Origin of the sequence: Ramlibacter sp. (genome assembly GCF_036383835.1) — a bacterium.
In the GTDB taxonomy this organism is placed as follows: Bacteria; Pseudomonadota; Gammaproteobacteria; order Burkholderiales; family Burkholderiaceae_C; genus Ramlibacter.
Map to the genome: position 1 here is coordinate 15,873 of NZ_DASVNN010000053.1, position 19,379 is coordinate 35,251.

15 protein-coding genes are annotated in these 19,379 nt (G+C 69.5%); 9 read left to right on the plus strand and 6 right to left on the minus strand.

All coding sequences use genetic code 11. The features are described 5' to 3' along the window. Nucleotides 1–21: 21 nt before the first annotated feature. Both VF522_RS08750 and VF522_RS08755 read right to left on the minus strand, forming a co-directional pair. Nucleotides 22–1,461: a Do family serine endopeptidase gene (locus tag VF522_RS08750; protein WP_330907858.1), complete on the minus strand. Its 1,440-nt coding sequence runs from the start codon at nt 1,459–1,461 to the stop codon at nt 22–24. Between the two features lie 68 nt (nt 1,462–1,529). After that, on the minus strand, nt 1,530–2,105 hold the full coding sequence (locus VF522_RS08755) for a peroxidase-related enzyme (protein WP_330907859.1): 576 nt from the start codon (nt 2,103–2,105) through the stop codon (nt 1,530–1,532). A 131-nt stretch (nt 2,106–2,236) separates the two neighbouring features. On the opposite strand from VF522_RS08755, the gene VF522_RS08760 reads away from it, so the two are divergent. Both VF522_RS08760 and VF522_RS08765 read left to right on the plus strand, forming a co-directional pair. Further along, complete coding sequence (locus VF522_RS08760) at nt 2,237–2,617, plus strand: carboxymuconolactone decarboxylase family protein (RefSeq protein WP_330907860.1); 381 nt, start codon at nt 2,237–2,239, stop codon at nt 2,615–2,617. A gap of 108 nt (nt 2,618–2,725) precedes the next feature. After that, on the plus strand, nt 2,726–3,682 hold the full coding sequence (locus VF522_RS08765) for a hypothetical protein (RefSeq protein WP_330907861.1): 957 nt from the start codon (nt 2,726–2,728) through the stop codon (nt 3,680–3,682). 95 nt (nt 3,683–3,777) lie between these two features. Here VF522_RS08765 and VF522_RS08770 read toward each other — a convergent pair whose 3' ends face one another. Continuing rightward, nucleotides 3,778–4,323, minus strand: a complete 546-nt coding sequence (locus tag VF522_RS08770) for a LuxR C-terminal-related transcriptional regulator (RefSeq protein ID WP_330907862.1) — start codon at nt 4,321–4,323, stop codon at nt 3,778–3,780. A gap of 101 nt (nt 4,324–4,424) precedes the next feature. Here VF522_RS08770 and VF522_RS08775 point away from each other — a divergent pair, with 101 nt between their 5' ends. The 3 genes from VF522_RS08775 (at nt 4,425) to VF522_RS08785 (ending at nt 6,607) form a co-directional block, all read left to right on the plus strand. Then, a complete protein-coding gene (locus VF522_RS08775; protein ID WP_330907863.1) occupies nt 4,425–5,120 on the plus strand; it encodes a CoA transferase subunit A in 696 nt (231 codons plus the stop codon). A 10-nt stretch (nt 5,121–5,130) separates the two neighbouring features. After that, nucleotides 5,131–5,769 carry a 3-oxoacid CoA-transferase subunit B gene (locus VF522_RS08780; RefSeq protein WP_330907864.1) on the plus strand — a complete coding sequence of 213 codons (639 nt, stop codon included), beginning with the start codon at nt 5,131–5,133 and terminating at the stop codon, nt 5,767–5,769. Nucleotides 5,770–6,025: 256 nt separating this feature from the next. Then, nucleotides 6,026–6,607 carry a hypothetical protein gene (locus VF522_RS08785; RefSeq protein ID WP_330907865.1) on the plus strand — a complete coding sequence of 194 codons (582 nt, stop codon included), beginning with the start codon at nt 6,026–6,028 and terminating at the stop codon, nt 6,605–6,607. A 122-nt stretch (nt 6,608–6,729) separates the two neighbouring features. Here VF522_RS08785 and VF522_RS08790 read toward each other — a convergent pair whose 3' ends face one another. Beyond that, on the minus strand, nt 6,730–7,320 hold the full coding sequence (locus VF522_RS08790; RefSeq protein WP_330907866.1) for a DNA-3-methyladenine glycosylase: 591 nt from the start codon (nt 7,318–7,320) through the stop codon (nt 6,730–6,732). Beyond that, on the minus strand, nt 7,298–9,163 hold the full coding sequence (locus VF522_RS08795) for an ABC transporter ATP-binding protein (RefSeq protein WP_330907867.1): 1,866 nt from the start codon (nt 9,161–9,163) through the stop codon (nt 7,298–7,300). The genes VF522_RS08790 and VF522_RS08795 overlap by 23 nt, the downstream gene beginning before the upstream one ends. 144 nt (nt 9,164–9,307) lie before the next feature. On the opposite strand from VF522_RS08795, the gene imuA reads away from it, so the two are divergent. The 4 genes from imuA to VF522_RS08815 all read left to right on the plus strand — a co-directional run bounded on the left by imuA (nt 9,308) and on the right by VF522_RS08815 (nt 16,645). Next, nucleotides 9,308–10,033 carry a translesion DNA synthesis-associated protein ImuA gene (imuA, locus tag VF522_RS08800; RefSeq protein WP_330907868.1) on the plus strand — a complete coding sequence of 242 codons (726 nt, stop codon included), beginning with the start codon at nt 9,308–9,310 and terminating at the stop codon, nt 10,031–10,033. After that, complete coding sequence (locus VF522_RS08805; protein WP_330907869.1) at nt 9,999–11,345, plus strand: DNA polymerase Y family protein; 1,347 nt, start codon at nt 9,999–10,001, stop codon at nt 11,343–11,345. The genes imuA and VF522_RS08805 overlap by 35 nt, the downstream gene beginning before the upstream one ends. Nucleotides 11,346–11,355: 10 nt before the next feature. After that, on the plus strand, nt 11,356–14,520 hold the full coding sequence (locus tag VF522_RS08810; protein WP_330907870.1) for an error-prone DNA polymerase: 3,165 nt from the start codon (nt 11,356–11,358) through the stop codon (nt 14,518–14,520). A gap of 163 nt (nt 14,521–14,683) precedes the next feature. After that, entirely contained in the window at nt 14,684–16,645 is a 1,962-nt protein-coding gene (locus VF522_RS08815) for an MHYT domain-containing protein (protein ID WP_330907871.1), read from the plus strand. Between the two features lie 23 nt (nt 16,646–16,668). Here VF522_RS08815 and VF522_RS08820 read toward each other — a convergent pair whose 3' ends face one another. Beyond that, on the minus strand, nt 16,669–19,365 hold the full coding sequence (locus VF522_RS08820) for an SBBP repeat-containing protein (protein WP_330907872.1): 2,697 nt from the start codon (nt 19,363–19,365) through the stop codon (nt 16,669–16,671). Nucleotides 19,366–19,379 lie beyond the last annotated feature (14 nt).

Here is a 19,379-nt window from a genome sequence, read left to right on the forward strand (position 1 = left end):
GCGACCGATTCTAGGAAGGACTCAACCGACGCGCACCGGCACGAACAGCCGCTGGCCGCCGCGCTCGATCAGCAGCGCCACCGAGCGGCCGCCCTTGTCGATCGCGCCGCGCACCGCGTCCACCGAAGTGGCCGGCACGCCATTCACGGCGACCAGCAGGTCGCCCTGCTGCACGCCGGCGCGCGCCGCGGCCCCGGAGGCGTCTTCCACCACCAGCCCACCGGTGCCGCGCGGCGCTTCGCCGGGCTCCAGGGGCCGCAGCGCCAGGCCGAGCCTGCCGCCCTGCGCCGGCGCATCGCCCGAGCGCGCCTGCACGCTGCGCGTGCGGCTGCCTTCGAGCTGCGCGCTGAGCCGTTCCTCCTTGCCGCCGCGCCACACGCCCAGCTGCACGCGGTCGCCCGCCTTCAGCGTCGCGAGCAGCACCGGCAGGTCGTTGGACGCGACGATGGGCTGGCCGTCGGCCGACACGATCACGTCGCCCGACCGCAGCCCCGCCTTGGCCGCGGCGCTGCCCGGTTCGACCTGCGCCACCAGCGCGCCGGCCGGCTGCTTCAAGCCGAAGGCATCGGCGAGCGCCTGGTTCACCTCCTGCACCACCACGCCGAGCTGCGCGTGGTCCACCTTGCCGTGGGCGACGATCTGGTCCTTCACCCGCACGGCGAGGTCGATCGGGATCGCGAACGACACGCCCTGGTAGCCGCCCGAGCGGCTGTAGATCTGCGAGTTGATGCCCACCACCTCGCCGCGCGCGTTGAACAGCGGGCCGCCCGAGTTGCCGGGGTTGACCGCGACGTCGCTCTGGATGAAGCCGACGCCGCCCGAGTCGGGCAGCGAGCGTCCCTTGGCGCTCACCACGCCGGCCGTGACGGTGTTCTCGAAGCCGAAGGGCGAGCCGATGGCCAGCACCCATTCGCCCACGCGCAGGTCCTTGACCTGGCCGACGCGGGCGACCGGCAGGTCCTTCGCGTCGATCTTGATCACGGCGATGTCCGTCTTCGGGTCGCTGCCCAGCACCTTGGCGCGGTATTCGCGGCGGTCGGTGAGCTTGACCGTCACCTCGCTGGCGTCCTGCACGACGTGGGCGTTGGTGAGGATGACGCCGCTCGGGTCCACGATGAAGCCGGAGCCGGAGCCCTGCACCGGCACGTCCTGCTGCGCGCCCATGCCGGGAATGCCGAAGCGGCGGAAGAATTCGGGCACCTCGTCGTCGTCGAGCGCCGCTGCCGCCTTGCGCATGCCGGTGACGGTGATGTTCACGACCGCGGGGCCCTGCTGCTCCGTGATGCGGGCGAAGTCGGGCGCGCCGGCGGGGGCGGCGACGGGCGCGGGAGCAGTGAGGGTGGGAGGGACCTGCGCATGCGCCTCGTGGCGGTGCAGGAGCTCCACCCCGGCGCCGCCGATGATGCCGGCGCCGGCGAGGGCCAGGACGAGGGGAGCGACACGGCGGGAAGAGAGCGGCATGGTGCGGGTTCCTGGAGTGGGATGCCCGCAGTCTGCGATCCGCCCCTTAGGCCTCGCTTAATCCCTGGCTACTTCTTTTCCCGCGGCACCCGCCCCAGCAGGTAGAACTCCGGATTGGGCTGCATGTTCGAGAAACTGGCCATGCGGTTGCTCAGGCCGAAGAAGGCCGTGATCGCCGCGATGTCCCAGATGTCCTCGTCGTCGAAGCCGTGCGGGGCCAGCGCCTGGAAGTCGGCTTCGTCGATCTCGTGCGAGCGCAGGCAGACCTTCATCGCGAAGTCGAGCATCGCGCGCTGGCGCGGGGTGATGTCGGCCTTGCGGTAATTCACCGCCACCTGGTCGGCCACCAGGGGCTTCTTCTCGTGGATGCGCAGGATGGCGCCGTGCGCCACCACGCAGTACAGGCAGCTGTTCGCCGCGCTGGTGGCGGTGACGATCATCTCCCGCTCGCCCTTGGTGAGCGAGCCGCTTTCCTTCTGCATCAGCGCGTCGTGGTACGCGAAGAAGGCGCGCCACTCCGCCGGGCGCCGCGCGAGCGCGAGGAAGACGTTGGGCACGAAGCCGCTCTTTTCCTGCACCTCGAGGATGCGCTGTCGCATGTCCTCGGGGAGGTCCTTCAGTTCGGGGGAGGGATAACGGTGCATCTTCGACTCCGTCCTTCCCGCGGAGGCGGGAAACCAGGGCTTCCAAGAATACGGGATGCGCTGGGCCCCCGCCTGCGCGGGGGTGACGGACTCCGGCGTATGCTCCCGCCTTTCGCGCACGAGGAGACACGATGGAACTCTCGAAGGATCCCGAAACGCAAGCCGGCCTCGCCACCCGCCGCAAGGTGCTGGGCGACGCCTACGTGGACGCGGCGCTGGGCCGCGTCACGCCCTTCACCGCGCCTCTGCAGGAACTGGTGACCAAGCACGCCTGGGGCAACACCTGGCAGCGCGAAGGCCTCGACCTGAAGACGCGCAGCATCGTCACCGTGTCCATGCTGGTCGCCCTGGGCAAGACGCACGAGCTGAAGATCCACGTGCGCGGCGCCTTGAACAACGGCGTCACGCCGGAAGAGCTGCAGGAGATCTTCATGCATGCCAGCGTGTATTGCGGCTTCCCGGCGTCGCTGGATGCGTTCCGCATCGGCTCCGAAGTCATCGACGCCAGGTAGCACCCGCGGGCCCATCCGCTGCCTCGACTCTGGCGTGGCGAAATGTGAACGCTGCCGCGAGCTGTGAACGGCAGCCCCCGGCAGCGCTGCCGCCCGTTATGGTGGGCCATGGATGCGACAGAGCGCAGCAGGTTGATGGTCACGGCCGGCGTGCTGGTCGCGGCCGCCGTGGTGTTGGCCGCCTACCTCGGCGGCTATCGGGTCAAGCCGTCCGCCGAGCCGGCCGCCGCAATGCCGGTGGCCGCCGCCCCGGCGGTGGTGCGCCCGGGTGGGCCGGTCGCGGCGCCCATGCCGGTGGCCGTCGCGCCGCCTGCACCTACCTGCCCGAGCGAGGCACTGGCCGAGCCGGGTGCGCGCGGTGACGGCCTCTTCGCGCTGCAGCCCGCCCTGGGCGGCACGGTCACCGATCCCGCGGCCTTCCTCGCGGTCGCCCGCGAGGCGCAGCAGCAAGGGCACGTGCGCGACGCCGAAGTCGCCTTGATGGCCGCCTGCCACGTCGCGGAGAAGAGCGCGGGCGCGCAATCGGCGCCGCTCGCCGACATCAAGTCGCAGCTGGGCCAGCATTACGCGAGCCTCGCGGCGCGTGAAGGCGATGGCGTCTCCCGCGAGGCGCTGCTGCAGCGCGCCTCGGCCCTCTACTCGGAAAGCGCGGCGGTCTACGCAGGAGCACTCGGCAAGAATGCCTCCAAGACGCAGATGGCGGAGCGCCGCCTGGCCGCCCTGCGCGAGCCCGGGAGCGCCGTCACCCACCCGCGCACCGTGGTGGTGGCCGCTCCCTCGATGCAACCCCCGGCGCCCCTGCCCATCGCCCCGGACACGGCCCGCATGGGATCGGCGCGCAGCTCGCTCGCCAGCCGGCCCCCGATGCACGACGAAAACCTGGGCCAGGTCGATGCCGACCTCGACCGCCTCTATGCCCAGGCGCGGCGCGTCTCGCGCGATCCGGCCGGCATGCAGCGGCGCCAGCAGCAGGCGCTCGCGCAACGCTCCGCCTGCCGCGGCGACGAAGGCTGCCTGCGGGCCTGGTATGCGCACCGGCGCAGCCAGTTGTTCGCGGAGTTTTGAGATGGTGGGCAAGCAAGCTTGCCCACCCTACGCCCTACGCCGATTCACATGGTTCCTGTAGGGTGGGCAAGCTCGCTTGCCCACCGTCCCCGCGCCTACGCCCCCGCCATCAGCTTGTGCACCAGATCCGCCGTGGTGTTCGCCCGGTACTTGCGCATCAGCCGCGCCCGGTAGATCTCCACGGTCCGGTGGCTGATGTTGAGCGTCTTGCCGATTTCCTTGGAGGTCAGGCCGTCCAGCAGGCGCGCCGCCACTTCCCGCTCGCGCGCGGTCAGCTCCGCCTTCACCGGCCGCTGCGAGCTCAGGTCCTCGAAGGCCCAGATGCCGGATTCGTGCGGTTTCTGGCGGTTCAGCGCGCTGCCGGTCACGTGGCACCAGAACACCTCGCCGCTCGCGCGCTTCATGATGCGGTCGTCCGAGTAGTGGCCCTTGGCGTTGAGGATCGGCACCATGCGGGCGCCCAGGCGCTCGTATTCCTCCGCGCTGGGATAGAGCACCAGGAAGGACTGGCCCACGAGGTTCTCGCGCGACCAGCCGAACATCTCGCAGAGCCGGGCGTTGCAGTCTACGATCACGCGATTGCGGGACACGCAGAGTCCCACGGGGGCGTGCTCGAAGGCGAGCCGGTAATCGACTTCCATCGGGCTATCCTTTAGGGAGTACTACGTAGCATGGTAGGTAGTATCGTAACGTCCAGCCGGGCCGCATCCCCAAGGCTCGTGTCTGCAAGCAGGAGAGTCCCGTGAACAAGATCTACCCCAGCGCCGCGGCGGCCATCGATGGCGTCGTCAAGAGCGGCCAGCTGCTCGCCGTCGGCGGCTTCGGCCTGTGCGGCATCCCCGAGGCTCTGATCGACGCGGTCAAGGCCAGCGGCGTGAAGGACCTGACGGCCATCTCCAACAACGCCGGCGTCGACGATTTCGGCCTGGGCAAGCTGCTGCAGACGCGGCAGATCAAGAAGATGATCTCCTCCTACGTGGGCGAGAACAAGGAGTTCGAGCGCCAGTACCTGGCGGGCGAGCTGGAACTGGAATTCACGCCGCAGGGCACGCTGGCCGAGAAGCTGCGCGCGGGCGGCGCCGGCATCCCGGCCTTCTTCACCAAGACCGGTGTCGGCACCATCGTGGCCGAAGGCAAGGAACTGCGCGAGTTCGACGGCGAGACCTACGTGATGGAGCGCTCGCTGGTGCCCGACGTCGCGCTGGTGAAGGCCGACGTCGCCGACAAGAGCGGCAACCTGCGTTTCCGCCTGACGGCGCGCAACTTCAATCCGGCCGCCGCGATGGCCGGCAAGGTCTGCATCGTGGAAGTGGAGAAGATCGTCGAGGTGGGCGAGCTCGCGCCCGACGACATCCACCTGCCCGGCATCTACGTGCACCGCATCGTGCACAACGCCAGTCCCGAAAAGCGCATCGAGAAGCGCACCGTCCGTTCCTGAGGAGAAAGACATGCCCTGGACCCAAGACCAGATGGCCGCGCGCGCGGCGCAGGAACTGAAGGACGGCTTCTACGTCAATCTCGGCATCGGCATCCCGACGCTGGTGGCCAACTTCACCGGCGACAAGGAAGTCTGGCTGCAGTCGGAGAACGGCATGCTGGGCATCGGCCCCTTCCCGACCGAGCAGGAAGTCGACGCCGACCTGATCAACGCCGGCAAGCAGACCGTCACCACCATCAAGGGCTCGTCGATCTTCGGCAGCCACGACAGCTTCGCGATGATCCGCGGCGGCAAGATCAACCTGTCGATCCTCGGCGCCATGCAGGTGAGCGAGCAGGGCGACCTCGCCAACTGGATGATCCCCGGCAAGATGGTCAAGGGCATGGGCGGCGCCATGGACCTCGTGGCCGGCGTGCCGCGCGTGATCGTGCTGATGGAGCACGTGGCCAAGAAGAAGGACGGCACCGAGGACCTGAAGATCCTGCCGAAGTGCACGCTGCCGCTGACGGGCGTGGGCGTGGTCGACCGCATCATCACCGACCTCGCGGTGATGGACGTGACGGACCAGGGGCTGAAGGTCGCCGAGCTCGCTCCGGGCGTGACGTTCGAGTTGCTGCAGTCGAAGACGGGCGTCAAGCTCCTGTCGTAGGCTGGTGGACTCGGCCTTCGGTGCGCTGCGTGCCACCCGGCACAGCGCCCAGCTCGGCCGTACACCGGCGGGCTGGTCCCGGCCGTCGGTGCGTCCTGGCGACTCGCCGCCGCGCTGGTAAGGTCCGACACGGATACCGCGATTGCGGGATGGTCGCTGACAGCGGATGATGGGCTTGGCCTGCGTTCGTGCGACGCGGGCTTGCTCAACATCCGCTGGACCAAGCAAGCCGCCGGTGGCGGCACGAGGGCAAGACATGAAACCGAAATTCGCACTGCTCTGTGGCCTGCTCCTTTCCGGCGCCAACGCGATGGCGTGCTACACCGTCTACGACGGCAACAACCGCGTCGTCTACCGCGGCGTGGAAACGCCCGTGGACATGAGCCTGCCGCTGCACGAGGCCGTGGCGCAGCGCTTCCCGCAGGGGTCCAGCCTGGTGTTCGACCAGGCCGCGACCTGCACGCCGGTGAACCTCGCGCAGGTGGCGCGTCCGAGCGGCGGGATGGTGCCGGTGAACACCATCCGTTCCGAACGCACCGGCCGCCAGCTCTCGCCTTCGAGCGCCGCGCCGCTGCTGACCGATCGCGAGACGGCCGCGCGCAATGGCCTGCCGCACACCGTGGTGGCCGGCGACATCGTGGTGGTGCCGGCTTCCGCCGCAGCCCGCGTGCACATGCCGACCTTCAGCGTGATCCCCTCGGACACCGCGCTCGCCCGTGCGAACGGCGCCCCCGACACCACGGCCCTGGGCGCGGGCCCGGCGCGGCGCGGCAACACGGTGATCACCGAGATGCGCGACCCGCCGATCACCATCATCGAGCGCGTGATCCGTCCCTGACCCTCATCGCGAGGGCACGCTGTCGTGCGTAGGCTGGGGTGCAACCCCAGCAACGCGCGAAGCGCTGGGGTTGCACCCCAGCCTACGGGTCACCTCCGATACACCAGGGCAACGGCGGGTGTTCACGCCCGGACGATCGCCGCGTCGCGCGGAAAAGGCCGGCTCACGTATTTCGAGCCCGCCAGGCCGAAACGCCACGGCACGTCGGCCGCCTTGCTGATGCCGATGCGCGGTCCCACCACGACGTCGTAGTGCCTGTCTCGCGCAGTCACCGCGAAAGGGCGCTGGTCCAGCCGGTGGCCGTTGAATGCATGCTGGATCGCGAGCGCCTCGCCGACGCGGCCCGGCCCGGAACACAGCAGGCGCACGTCGTGCAATCCGCGCCGCGCGCACATCTCCTCGATGCCCGCCAGCGGTTCGATCGCGCGGATCAGCACGCCGGCGCCGTGGCCTTCCTCGCGGCAGACGAAATTGAGGCACCAGTGGATGCCGTAGGAGCGGTACACGTAGGCGCGGCCCGGCGGGCCGAACATCGCCTGGTTGCGCGGCGTCGGACCGGAGTGGCTGTGCGAAGCCGGATCCTCGCGGTCGTAGGCCTCCGTTTCCACGATGCGCCCGCCCACCCCGTCGACCAGCAGCACGGCGCCGATCAGCGCCTGCGCCACGTCCAATGCGTCCCCTTCGAAGTCCCTAGGACGCAGCCGCTTCGACATCGTCCGCCTCGTCCACCGTGCTCTCGCCCAGGAAGCCGCCGCTCTGGTGCGCCCACAGGCGCGCGTACAGGCCGCCGCGCGCGAGCAGGGTGCGGTGATCGCCTTCCTCCACGATGCGGCCCTGGTCCATCACCACCAGCCGGTCCAGCGCCATGATGGTGGAGAGCCGGTGCGCGATCGCGATCACCGTCTTGCCCTGCATCAGTTCGGTGAGGCTGGCCTGGATCGCCGCTTCCACTTCGGAGTCGAGCGCGCTGGTCGCTTCGTCCAGCAGCAGGATGGGCGCGTCCTTGAGCATCACGCGCGCGATCGCGACGCGCTGGCGCTGTCCGCCCGAGAGCTTCACGCCGCGTTCGCCGACGTGCGCGTCGTAGCCGGTGCGGCCCTGCGGATCGCTCAGGCCGGCGATGAAGCCATGCGCCTGCGCGCGCTGCGCCGCGCGCACCATGTCCTCGTCGTCCGCCGCTGGCCGGCCGTAGGTGATGTTGTCGCGCACCGAGCGGTGCAGCAGCGAGGTGTCCTGCGTGACCATGCCGATGTTCGCGCGCAGGCTGTCCTGCGTGACCCGGGCGATGTCCTGGCCGTCGACCAGGACGCGGCCGCCTTCCACGTCGTAGAAGCGCAGCAGCAGGTTCACCAGCGTCGACTTGCCGGCGCCGGAGCGGCCGATCAGGCCCACCTTCTCGCCGGGGCGCACCGTGAGCGTGAAGTCGTCGATCACCGGCTGCGCCTTGCCGTAGCCGAAGCGCACGTGCTCGAAGCGGACCTCGCCGCGCGCCACATGCAACGGCTGCGCTTGCGGCGGGTCCAGCACCATGCGCGGGCGGGTGAGGGTGCCGATGCCGTCCTGGATGGTGCCGATGTTCTCGAACAGCGACGCCATCTCCCACATGATCCAGTGCGACATGCCGCTGATGCGCAGCGTCATCGCCGTGACCGCCGCGACCGCGCCGATGCCGACCTGGCCCTGGGTCCACAGCCAGATGCCGTAGCCGCAGGAGGCGACGATCAGCGTCACCACCAGCGCGTGGTTGACGATCTCGAAGCTGCTCACCAGCCGCATCTGGCGGTAGCCGGTGGTCATGAACTCGGTCATGGCCTGGCGCACGAAGCCGGCCTCGCGCTGCGTGTGCGAGAACAGCTTGACGGTGGAGATGTTGGTGTAGGCGTCGGTGATGCGGCCGGTCATCATCGCGCGCGCGTCGGCCTGCGCCTTGCCGATGCGGCCCAGGCGCGGCACGAACCAGGTGCAGGAGATGCCGTACAGCGCCAGCCAGGCCACGAAGGGGATCGTCAGCCGCGCATCGAAGCTGCCCGCGAGCGCCACGATGGTGATGAAGTAGACGCCGATGCCGATGATCACCTCGGTGGTGGTGAACAGCATCTCGCGCACCGCCAGCGCGGTCTGCATCACCTTGGTGGTGATGCGGCCGGCGAACTCGTCGGAATAGAAGGCGATGCTCTGCCCGAGCATCATGCGGTGGAAGTTCCAGCGCAGCCGCAGCGGCAGGTTGATCGCCAGCGTCTGGTGCTTCACGAAGGTGTGGAAGCCCACCAGCGCGATGCTGGAGAACAGGAGCAGCAGGAAGCCGAGCATGGTGCCGCGCTCGCGCTCCCACAGCGTGGCGGGCGCCGAACTGGTCATCCAGTCGACCACCTGCCCGAGCACGGCGAACAGCCAGGCTTCCCACACCGCGACGGCGGCGCTGAGGATCGCGAGCAGCACGAGATAGCCGCGCAGCCCGGCGGTGCAGGCCCAGACGAAGGAGAAGAACTTCTTCGGCAGCTCGGGAGGTTCGGCCTCCGGGTAGGGGTGCAGCAGTTTTTCGAACAGCCGGTACAAACGAAAGGCTCCAGTGGAAGAGGTCCGCGCCGGGGACGGGACCGGGAGTTTTAACGGAATCCGACTTGCGGCGTGCGTAGTCGCGCAGGAGGGTTTTCCGGGCGCGGAAAACTACTGTATAAACAGACAGTCGTAAGACCTGCCATGACCGCCTCTCCCGCCTTCCTCGACGACCTGCCGCAGCACGTCTGGCGCGGGCGCGAGCTGGCGCAGGCGCGGGAGAAGACCGTGGCCACCGGCCATGCCGCGCTCGATGCGGAACTGCCGGGAGGCGGCTGGCCGCTGGGCAACCTCGTCGAAGTGCTGCAGCACGAAGCGCAGCAGCACGTCTGGCAGCTGCTCGGCCCCGCGCTGGCGGAGACCCTGCGCGGCGATCCCGCGGTCCTGGTGCATCCACCTTACCAGCCTTTCGGCCCGGCCCTGCGCGGGCAGGGCATCGTCCCCGAGAAGCTGCTGTGCGTGCATGCGGACAAGCCGTCCGCGCGCCTGTGGGCGGCGGAGCAGGCCTTGCGCTGCGCCGACGTGAGTGCGGTGTTCGCCTGGCTGCCGCAATCGCGCGCGGAAGACCTGCGGCGGCTGCACCTCTGCGCGCAAGGCGGCGAGAAGCTGCTCGTGGTGTTCCGCGGCATGCAGGCGCAAGGCCTGTCTTCCCCGGCGCGGCTGCGGCTGATGGTCGAAGGCGTGGAGGCCATGGAAGTGCGCATCCTCAAGCGCCGCGGCCCGCCGCTGCTGCAACCGCTGCTGCTGCCTTCGCAGCCGCAGCGCCTGTCCGCCCTGCTGGCCGCGCGCAAGGTGCGCCGGCAGTCCGTCGTCCCCATCGACATCCCCGGATCGCATGTACTGGATCGCACTGCAAGCCTCGCGGGATGAAGAGGTCACGGCCTGGGGATGGCGCGCCCTCCGGTTCACCCCCCGTGTCGCCCGCGTCGACGAAGCCATCCTGCTGGAAGTGGCGGCGTCGGAGCGCCTGTTCGGCGGGCGCAGGCGGCTGCAGCGCACGCTGCTGAAGGAGTCGGGCGAACTGCAGGCGCGCGTCTGGGCGGCGGGCCCGACGGCGCTGGTCGCCTTGTCGCTGCTGCGCATGCGGAGGGCCGGGCAGGAGGCGCCGCAGCAAGTGCCCGAGGACCTGCCGCTGTCCACCTTCACCGCCGCCTTGCCGCACCTGACTACGCTGGAGCGCATCGGCTGCACCACGCTCGGGCAGTTGCGCCAGCTTCCGCGCGCCGGATTGAGCCGCCGCTTCGGCGCGGACCTGCTGCAGGCGCTGGACTGCGCGCTGGGGCACAAGCCGGAGCGCTATCCCTGGCTCACGCTGCCGGCGAGCTTCGACCAGAACGTCGAACTGGTGGCGCTGGCCACTTCCGCGCAGGACCTCCTGTTCGCGGGCCAGCACCTGCTCACGCTGCTGCAGGCGTGGCTGCAGGGGCGCAACCTCGGCGTGCTGGCGCTGGAACTGGAGTGGACGCTCGACCTGCGCCGCCTCGACGGCAAGCTGCTGCCGTCCACCGAAAAGCTGGAGCTGCGCACCGCGCAACCCACGCAGGACATGCAGCACCTGCGCCGCCTGGCTTCGGAGCAACTCGCGCGCACGACGCTCTCCGCGCCGGCCAACCACCTGCGGCTGCGGTCGCTGGAGACGGTGCCCTGGGGCGGGGCGAGCACCAGCCTGCTGCCGGAGGACAACAAGCCGGGGGAGAAGCTGCACCAGCTGGTGGAGAGGTTGAGTGTGCGGTTGGGGGAGGGGAATGTGGTGGTGCCAGAGACGATCCAGGACCACCGGCCCGAGTGCATGCAGGAATGGAAACCCGCGGACTCCGTAGGCTGGGGTGCAACCGTAGGCTGGGGTGCAACCCCAGCGTTGAAGGAGATGCGCGAAAGCGCTGGGGTTGCACCCCAGCCTACGAAGACCAAGGATGCCGCGTTGCTTCCGCCATGGCTCCTTCGCGACCCTTTGCGGCTCCAGGTCAAGAACGACAAACCCCTCTACCAAGGCCCCCTCCAACTCCTCACCCGCGCCCGCCGCATCGAAGCCGCCTGGTGGGACACCGGAGTGAAGGACCCCATCCTCCGCGACTACTTCATCGCCCGCAGCGAAGCCGCCGGCCTGCTGTGGATCTACCGCGAGCGGCTCGCCGCCGACCAGGACCGCGCGCAGTGGTTCCTGCACGGCCTGTACGCGTGAGGAGGGAACCATGTCCTGGTTGCCCGACTACGCGGAGCTGCACTGCCTCTCCAGCTTCTCCTTCCAGCGCGGTGCCTCGCATCCGCAGGAACTGGTGCAGCGTGCCCATGCCCTGGGCTACACCTCGCTCGCGATCACCGACGAATGTTCCGTCGCCGGCGTGGTGCGGGCCCATGGCGAAGCGAAGAAGCTCGGGCTGAAGCTGCTGCTCGGTTCCGAGTTCGCGCTCGACGGCTTCCGGCTGGTGGCGCTCGCGCGCAATGCGCAGGGCTGGGGCAACCTCTGCGAGTTCATCTCGCTGGCGCGGCGCGAGGCGGAGAAGGGCGAGTACGCCTGCACGCGCGACAAGAGCGATTTCGGCTTGCTGCGCGAATGCGAGATCCTGCTGGCCCCCGCGCAGTCGCTCACGCTCGACGAACTCTGCGAGCGCATCGAGTGGACGCAGCAACGCTTCGGCGTCCACGCCTGGCTCGCCGCCGAACTGCTGCTCGATGGCAGCGACGAACTCTGGCTGCAGACGCTGCAGCAGGCGGGCGACATCACCGGCATCCCGCTGGTGGCCGCCGGCGACGTGCACATGCACGCGCGCTCGCGCAAGCCGCTGCAGGACGTGATGACGGCCGTGAGCCTCGGCAAGACCGTGGCGGAATGCGGCTTCGCGCTGCAGGCCAATGCCGAACGCCACCTGCGCCATCGCATGCGGCTGGCCTCGGTCTATCCCGCCGACATGCTGGAACGCACGCTGGAGGTGTCGGACCGTTGCACCTTCAGCCTGGAGGAGATCAAGTACCAGTACCCGCTGGAGACGGTGCCGGCGGGGCTCACGCCGCGCCAGGCCTTGCGGCGCTTCACGATCGAGGGCGCGCGCCGGCGCTATGCAGGCGGCGTGCCGTGGCGCGTGCGCAAACAGCTGGTGCGCGAGCTGGACCTGATCTCCGACTGCGCCTACGAGATGTACTTCCTGACGGTGCACGACATCGTCATGTTCGCGCGCTCGCGCGGCATCCTGTGCCAGGGCCGGGGCTCGGCCGCCAATTCGGCGGTGTGCTATTGCCTGGAGGTCACGGCGGTGGACCCGACGCGCTCCGACCTGCTGTTCGAACGCTTCATCAGCCGCGAACGCAAGGAGCCGCCGGACATCGACGTCGACTTCGAGCACGAGCGGCGCGAGGAGGTGATCCAGTACATCTACAAGAAGTACGGACGCGAGCGCTCCGCCATCGCCGCCGTGGTCGCGACCTACCGCACGCGCAGCGCGATCCGCGATGTCGGCAAGGCGCTGGGCATCCCGGAGCCGCTGGTGGACGCCTTCGCCAAGGACCACTTCTGGTTCGACGAACGCGGCCTGCGCGTGCAGAAGCTGGGCGAACTGGCGGCGACTTTGGGCGTGCAGGTGCCGGACAAGTCGCTCGCGCTGTGGATGGAATTGTCCGAGGAGCTGACGGGCTTCCCGCGGCACCTGAGCCAGCACGTGGGCGGCTTCGTGCTGACGCAGGGCAAGCTCACGCGGCTGGTGCCGGTGGAGAACGCGGCGATGAAGGACCGCTCGGTGATCCAGTGGGACAAGGACGACCTCGACGAGATGGGCCTGCTGAAGGTGGACGTGCTGGCGCTGGGCATGCTCACCGCGATCCGCCGCTGCCTGGACTTCGTCGCGCGGCGGCGCGGCGAGCCTTTCGCGATCACCGACATTCCCGCGAAGGACGAAGCCACCTACGACATGATCTGCCGCGCCGACACCATCGGCGTGTTCCAGATCGAGAGCCGGGCGCAGATGTCGATGCTGCCGCGGCTGAAGCCGCGCGAGTTCTACGACCTGGTGATCGAGGTCGCCATCGTCCGGCCGGGGCCGATCCAGGGCGGCATGATCCATCCGTACCTGAAGGCGCGCGAGCGGCTGCGCCAGGGCGAGGAGGTGCGGTACGAGAACGAAGCGCTGCGTCCCGCGCTGGAACGCACGCTGGGCATCCCGATCTTCCAGGAGCAGGTGATGCAGATCTCGATGATCGCCGCCGGCTTCTCGGCGGAGAAGGCCGACCAACTGCGCCGTTCCATGGCCGCGTGGAAGCGCAGCGGCGGCGTGCACAAGTTCGAGAAGGACCTGGTCGGCGGCATGCTCGCCAACGGTTACCGCAAGGAATTCGCCGAGGCGATCTTCCAGCAGATCCTGGGCTTCGGCGAATACGGCTTCCCGGAAAGCCACGCCTACAGCTTCGCGCTGCTTGCGTATGCCTCGAGCTGGCTCAAATGCCACGAACCCGAATGCTTCCTCGCCGCGATGCTGAATTCGCAGCCGATGGGTTTCTATGCGCCTTCGCAGTTGATCCAGGACGCGAAGCGGCATGGGGTGGAGGTGCTGGCGCCGGATGTGTGTTTCTCGGATTGGGACTCGACCCTTGTCGTCCCGGGCTTGACCCGGGACCCATGGATTGCGGCTCAAGGCCGCAATGACAATGCAGTGCGCCTCGGCCTGCGTCTCGTCGGCTCCCTCCCCGAAGCCGCCGGCCAACGCATCATGGAAGCTCGTTCCGACAAGCCCTTCACCACCGTCGAAGACCTCGCCCTGCGCGCCCAGCTCGATCTCAAGGACCTCAACGCCCTGGCCGCCGCCGACGCCCTGCAATCCCTCGCCGGCCACCGCCGCCAGCAGGTGTGGGAAGCCTCCGCGCAGCAGAAGGCGCCGGGCATGCTGCGCCAGGCGCCGATCGACGAGCAGCCGCTCGCACTGCAGGCCGCGCGCGAAGGCGAGGAGATCTTCTTCGACTACGCCTCCATGGGCTTCACGCTGCGGCGCCATCCGGTGGCGCTGCTGCGCCCCAAGCTCGCGCGCATGAAGCTGCTCACCGCGCAGCAGCTGCACGACCTGCCGCACAACCGGCGCGTGGGCGCCTGCGGCATCGTCACCGTGCGCCAGCAGCCGCAGACGGCCAACGGCACCATCTTCGTCACCCTCGAGGACGAGACCGGGCCGGTGAACGTGATCGTGTGGAAGCACGTGCGCGAGAAGCAGCGCGAAGCGTTATTGCATTCGAAGCTGATGGCCGTGCGCGGCGTGTGGCAGCGCGACGTCGACAGCGGCGGCGAGGTGCGCCACCTGATCGCGGAACGGCTGGAAGACCTGTCGCCGCTGCTCGGCCGCCTGGGCGGCATCGGCGGCAGCCGCGACTTTCATTGACGGGCGTACGAAGGACGTTCTCAGCGGCGCGCCCGCCTTTCGCGACGCCCGTCGCAGCCCCGCTACATTTTCGCGAGCAGATGCACCGCCGAGTGGACGCCGCGCCACGTCTCATCCGGATCGCCCTTGTGGCGCGACCGTTTCCTCCGATACAAACGAGCCCATGCTCGACGGCCAATACGAGAGCTCGCTGGTTCTCGCCTCGTTCCTGGTTGCCATCCTCGCGTCGTATACCGCCCTCAACCTGGTGGAACGCGTTTCCCATTCGGGGCCTTCCGCGGCCCGATGGTGGATCGCCGGCGGCGCGTTCGCCATGGGCACCGGCATCTGGTCCATGCATTTCGTCGGCATGCTGGCATTCCGCCTGCCGATCGCGCTCGGCTACGACTTCGGGATCACGCTGCTGTCGTGGGCGATTCCCGTGCTCGTCTCGGCGCTCGCCCTCTGGCAACTGCGGCGGCCGCGTCCCGATGCGAAGCACCTGGCCGTCTCGGCGCTGCTGCTCGGGGGCGGCATCGTCGCGATGCACTACGCCGGCATGCACGCCATGCGGATGGATCCGGGGATCGCCTACGACCTTCGCCTCGTCGCGGCCTCGGTGGCGATCGCCATCGCCGCCGCCGGCGCGTCGCTGTGGATCGCCTTCCGGCTGCGCAACCGGACGCCGCACGTCTGGCGCTTCCGGGCCATCGCCGCGGTGGTGATGGGCGCGGCCATCGTGGGCATGCACTACACGGGCATGGCCGCCGCGGGCTTTCCGGCAGGCAGCGTCTGCCTGGCGGCGACCGGGCGCTTCCAATTGAGCGAACTGGCTTCCCTGGTGATCGTCGCCACCTTCGCCGTGCTCGCCATCGCGCTCCTGACCTCGGTGTTCGACGCCCGCCTCGAAGTGCACTCGCGGGCCGCCGACAAACGCCGGCTGGAGCTGGAGCTGGAAAGCGCCGCCCGGGTCGAGGCCGAGCGGCTGGGCGCGCTGAAGGACCAGTTCCTCGCGACGCTGTCGCACGAACTGCGCACGCCGCTGAATGCGGTTCTCGGCTGGGTGCAGCTGCTGCGCCTGAAGCGCGACGAGGCCACGCTGCAGAAGGCGCTGGAGACCATCGAGCGCAACGCCCGCCTGCAGGCGAAGCTGATCGAGGACCTGCTGGACATGAGCCGCATCGTCGCGGGCAAGGTGCGGCTGGAGTCGGAAGCCGTCGACCTCGCTGCGGTCGTCGAGGCGGCGATCGAGACGGCCAAGCCCGCGGCCATCGCCAAGCAGATCGCGCTGGACACCTTCATCGAGGGCCCGGCGCAGCAGGTCGTGGGCGATGCCTCGCGCCTGCACCAGATCCTGTGGAACCTGCTGTCCAACGCCATCAAGTTCACGCCGGCCGGCGGGCGGGTCGCGGTGCGCGTCACGCAGGAAGACGGCCACGTGGTGGCGGTCGTCGAGGACACCGGCAGCGGCATCGATGCCGCCTTCCTGCCCTATGTGTTCGACCGCTTCCGCCAGGCGGATGCCTCCACGACGCGCGTGCACGGCGGCCTGGGCATCGGACTGTCGATCGTGCGGCAGCTCGTCGAACTGCACGGCGGCACCGTCGCCGTGTCCAGCCGCGGCGCCGGCCAGGGAGCGACGTTCTCGGTGCGCCTGCCGCTGGCCGCGGAGGCCGACACGCCGGTGCCCATCTGGCGCGCGGCTGCCGACGGCGCCGTGCCCAGGCAGCGGCTCGCATCCCTGGATCTCTCGGGAAAGCGGATCCTGGTGGTGGACGACGAGGCCGACGCCCGGCAGATGCTCGGACAGCTGCTGCGCGAATGCCGCGCCGAGGTGGTGCTCGCGGCGGGGGCCGAGGAAGCATTGCAGCTGCTGCCGCAGCACCGGCCGCACGTGCTGGTGAGCGACATCGGCATGCCCGGCGTCGACGGCTTCGAACTGATCCGCCGCGTGCGCAGCACGCAGGACCCCGACGTGGCGACGATCCCGGCGATGGTGCTGAGCGCCTTCGCGCGGGCCGAAGATCGCGCGCGGGCATCGCGCGACGGCTACGACTGCTATCTCGCCAAGCCCGTCGATGCCGGGGAGTTCCTGGCGGCGATGGCCGTGCTCACCCGGCAGAAGCTCGGGCACCTGGCCGCCTGACGCTCGGCGGCCAGGCGCAGGCCTTACTGCACGTTGGCTGCCACCGAGGCATTGCCGGTCAGGGTGAACGTGCAAGTCCGGGTCTTGTTGCCGCCGCTCGAACAGCTTCCGGACCAGATGGCGTCGCGGCCGTTGCTCACGCTCAGGGTGATGGCCGTGTTGGCCGCGAAGCTTGCCGATCCCGTGCTTCCCACGGCGACGTTGATCCCCGCCGGGCTCGACGTCACGCGCTCGCCGCCGCGGCCGGTCGCCGTGACGGCCAGCGTGAACTGCGTGCCGGTGCCGGCCGGTGTGACGGTCAGCGTGGCGCTGCGGGTGACGCCGGCGAGCATGGCCGAGATCGTCGCCGTGGTCGTTGCCGTGACCGCGGTGGTGCCGACCGCGAAGCTCGCGCTCGTGCCCCCGGCAGCGATGGTCACGCTGGCGGGCACCGTGGTGGCGGCCGAATCGTCGGACAGCGCCACGACCGATCCACCGGCGGGCGCCGGTGCGTTCAGGCTCACTGTTCCCGTCGCCGGGGCGCCGCCCTGGACGCTGGGCGGGCTGATCGCCAGCGCCGACAGCGTCGCTCCCGCCGGCGGTCCGGCCACGCCACTGAACCTGGCGACGAAAGCGTCCCCCCAGAAGATCAGCTCGTTGCCGCTGAAGGTCCGGTCCAGCGCACCCGGGGTGGTCGGAAAGTCGCTCGATCGCGTCGTGCCGGTGAGGTAGATCTTGCCGTTGGCATCGACTGCGATGGAGAAGCCGATCTCCGAAGCGGTGCCGCCGAGGAAGGTGGCGTAGATCAGTGCCGTGCCGTTCGCATTCAGCCCGGCGAGGAAGGCATCCGAAACGCCGTTGAACGACGTGTCGAATGCGTCCTGCGTGACCGGGAAATCCGCGGCGCTCGTCACGCCCGTGAGCCACACATTGCCGGCCGCGTCCAGGGCGATGTCGGTGATGCCGGCGCGCGGCACGAAGGTGGACCAGACCAGCCCGGTGCCGGCAGGGTTCAGCTTGGCGACGAAGCCGTCGCTCGCGCCCGGCGAAAGGACGGTGCGGAACGCGCCCGCGGTGGTGGGGAATTCGGGCGAGCTCGCTCCCCCCGCGACGTAGGCGTTGCCGGCCGCGTCGAGCGCGATGGCGTTACCGTCGTCCCAGTCGGATCCGCCCAGGAAGGTGGAATAGACCAGGGCGGAGCCCGCCGCGTTCAGCCTGGTGACGTAGGCGTCGAAGTTGCCGTTGTGCGTGGTGTCGAATGCGCCCGGCGTGGTCGGGAAGTTCGCCGACCGCGTCGAGCCGACGACGAAGGCCTCGTTGGCCGGGTTGACCGCGATGGCATTCGCGATCTCGCTCACCGTGCCGCCCAGGTAGGTCGAATACACGAGGGCCGTGCCGGTGGCGTTGAGCTTGGTGACGAAGACGTCGTTCTCGCCGTTCTGGGTGCGGTCGAAGGCGCCGGCCGTGGTCGGATAGTCGACGGACGCCGTTTCGCCCGTCACGTAGGCGTTGCCGCTCGCGTCGACCGCGATCGCGCGCATCTCGTCGTTGTCGGTGCCGCCGAGATAGGTGGAATAGACCAGCGCCGAGCCCGTGGGATTCAGCTTGGCGACGAAGCCGTCGTCGATGGTCTGCGGGCGCGGCGTCTGCGGGATGTTCGGGGTGCGGTCGAACGCGCCGCCCGTGGTCGGGAAATTCGAGGATTGCGTCTTGCCCGTCACGTAGGCGTTGCCCTGGGCGTCGATGGCGATGGCGCGGCCGAAGTCCGCGCCCGAGCCGGCGAGAAAGGTCGAATACACCAGCGCCGTCCCGCTCGCATTGAGCTTGACGACGAAGGCGTCGGGGGTGTTGATCGTGTTGCCGGGCGTCCTGTCGAAGACCCCCGCGGTGGTGGGGAAGTCGAGCGATTGCGTCGTGCCGACGATGTACGCATTGCCCGCCGCATCGACGGCGATGCCGTTGCCGAACTCGTCGGCCGAGCCGCCCAGGAACGTGGAGTACTCCAGGGCCGGATCGATGACCAGCGCGTACTCCGGCTGGTATTCGGCGCCGACGGCAAAGCCGTACTCGGTGCCGCCCCCGTCCTTCAGCGCGTAGCCGCTGCGCACCGGCACCCGCACGCCGGCGATGTCCTGCCAGGCGACCGGTGCCGCATCCCGCAAGGTTCCGAAGGCCGACCGGACCTTCAGGCCACCGGCGTCATCGAGCGCGAGGGCTTCGGCTCCGGCGTAGGCGAGGCGGATGTCCGCGGGGCGCGCTCCGGGGCGCACGCGGAACTCGTACTTCAGCTGGCCTGCCCGTCCGCGCAGCGCGAGATCCACGCCCGGCCACAGGTCGCGGTAGACGACCTGCGCATAGCCCCGCAGGCCCGTCTTCCATTGCGCCGGGTCGTTGCCGCGGAAGTAGTGGGTCTGGGCGGCTGCCGGCTCCTCGCCTTCGACGGCGGCTTGCGGGTTGGCCCCGACGAAGCGCAGCGCGAGGGAGCCCTCCTGGGCCAGGGACAGCACGATCTCCTGGCGGGTGAAGAAGAGGGCATGGCGCGCGCCACGCGCGTAGAACTGCACCCGCGAATCCGCCTGGCCCTGGTTCTCCACGAAAGTCAGGGGCAGCTTGCCGTAGGCGTCGAGTACCTGCGCGCGCTGCGCATCGTTGCCGGCCGCCGCGATCGGCGGCAGCAACAGTGCCAGGACGACGGCCGCGGACAGCGCGAGCCAGTGCCGCGTGTTCTGGATGGAGATCAAGGGACACCCCCTTC

What these genes read in the sequence shown, in the direction of transcription:
- VF522_RS08750 (WP_330907858.1), bottom strand. Translation starts at nt 1,461, where the DNA reads ATGCCGCTCTCTTCCCGCCGTGTCGCTCCCCTCGTCCTGGCCCTCGCC.
- VF522_RS08755 (WP_330907859.1), bottom strand. Translation starts at nt 2,105, where the DNA reads ATGCACCGTTATCCCTCCCCCGAACTGAAGGACCTCCCCGAGGACATG.
- VF522_RS08760 (WP_330907860.1), top strand. Translation starts at nt 2,237, where the DNA reads ATGGAACTCTCGAAGGATCCCGAAACGCAAGCCGGCCTCGCCACCCGC.
- VF522_RS08765 (WP_330907861.1), top strand. Translation starts at nt 2,726, where the DNA reads ATGGATGCGACAGAGCGCAGCAGGTTGATGGTCACGGCCGGCGTGCTG.
- VF522_RS08770 (WP_330907862.1), bottom strand. Translation starts at nt 4,323, where the DNA reads ATGGAAGTCGATTACCGGCTCGCCTTCGAGCACGCCCCCGTGGGACTC.
- VF522_RS08780 (WP_330907864.1), top strand. Translation starts at nt 5,131, where the DNA reads ATGCCCTGGACCCAAGACCAGATGGCCGCGCGCGCGGCGCAGGAACTG.
- VF522_RS08785 (WP_330907865.1), top strand. Translation starts at nt 6,026, where the DNA reads ATGAAACCGAAATTCGCACTGCTCTGTGGCCTGCTCCTTTCCGGCGCC.
- VF522_RS08790 (WP_330907866.1), bottom strand. Translation starts at nt 7,320, where the DNA reads ATGTCGAAGCGGCTGCGTCCTAGGGACTTCGAAGGGGACGCATTGGAC.
- imuA (WP_330907868.1), top strand. Translation starts at nt 9,308, where the DNA reads ATGACCGCCTCTCCCGCCTTCCTCGACGACCTGCCGCAGCACGTCTGG.
- VF522_RS08805 (WP_330907869.1), top strand. Translation starts at nt 9,999, where the DNA reads ATGTACTGGATCGCACTGCAAGCCTCGCGGGATGAAGAGGTCACGGCC.
- VF522_RS08810 (WP_330907870.1), top strand. Translation starts at nt 11,356, where the DNA reads ATGTCCTGGTTGCCCGACTACGCGGAGCTGCACTGCCTCTCCAGCTTC.
- VF522_RS08815 (WP_330907871.1), top strand. Translation starts at nt 14,684, where the DNA reads ATGCTCGACGGCCAATACGAGAGCTCGCTGGTTCTCGCCTCGTTCCTG.